Annotated in this window: 2 protein-coding genes; one reads left to right on the plus strand and one right to left on the minus strand. The window is 69.7% G+C overall.

The genetic code is table 11. The annotated features are described in order from the left end of the window. The coding region (locus Q8S40_RS09850; protein ID WP_305670237.1) for a LysR family transcriptional regulator at window positions 1–786 on the plus strand (786 nt) is incomplete at its 5' end. A 33-nt stretch (window positions 787–819) separates the two neighbouring features. Here the strand turns inward: Q8S40_RS09850 and Q8S40_RS09855 are convergent. Beyond that, a partial coding sequence (locus Q8S40_RS09855; protein WP_305670238.1) for a nitroreductase family protein occupies window positions 820–1,038 on the minus strand: 219 nt, incomplete at its 5' end.

A 1,038-nucleotide genomic window follows, 5' to 3' on the forward strand; every position in this document is an offset into this window, starting at 1 on the left:
GAGGCGCAGCTCGGCGTCTCGCTGATCCAGCGCACCACGCGCCGGCTCAATCTCACCGACAGCGGACGCGCCTACTACGAACGCTGCGTCGCCATCCTGGCTGACGTCGAGGACGCGGCCGCCGCGGTGTCGCAGGCGCACGGCGCGCTCAAGGGCCGGCTCAAGGTGGCGCTGCCGCTGGCGTTCGGCCTGCTGCACCTGACGTCGCCGATCCAGGCCTACATGACCCGGCATCCCGAGGTACGGCTCGAACTCGATTTCAACGATCGCCAGATCGACCTGATGCAGGAAGGCTTCGACCTCGCCGTCCGCATTGCCACGCTGGAAGATTCCAGCCTCATCGCGCGCCGCCTGGCGCCGATCCACCATGTCGTCTGCGCCAGCCCCGCCTACCTCGCGCGGCGCGGCACCCCGCGCGACGCGGCCGAGCTGGCGCAGCATGACTGCCTGGCCTACAGCAACGTGCGCGACCCCGGCCTGTGGCACTACCACGCGCCCGACGGCACGGCCGGACAGGTGCGGGTGCCGGTGCGGCTGGCGGCCAGCAGCGGCGACTTCCTCAAATGCGCGGCCGTAGCCGGCGAAGGCGTGGTGCTGCTGCCGACCTTCTATATTCATGATGCGGTGCGCGCCGGCGAACTGGTGACGCTGCTGGCCGACCATGTCTGGCCCGAGCTCGCCGCGTATGCCGTCTATCCGCCCACCCGCCACCTGTCGAGCCGGGCGCGCGCGCTGATCGATTGCCTGGCCGCGCATCTGGAAGGCGAGCCGTACTGGGACCGCTGACGCACGCTTCGCCGCGCGCTTTAATTCAAGTGACTAGTCAAGCGGCTTGCGAATCCGCACCGGTGCCGGCTCGGCACACTGGCCCAGCGCAATCACCAGCGCCGGCACCTCGCCCGGCGGCAGCGATAGGGATTGCATCAGCGCCGCTGCATCGAACCCGCCGATCGGACAACTGCCCAGCCCCATATGCGTCGCCTGCAACAACATCTGCGCGGCGGCGAAATAGCACTGCCCCTGCGCCCACGCCGCCAG

The organism is Falsiroseomonas sp. (assembly GCF_030695085.1).
Taxonomy (GTDB): Bacteria; Pseudomonadota; Alphaproteobacteria; order Acetobacterales; family Acetobacteraceae; genus Falsiroseomonas.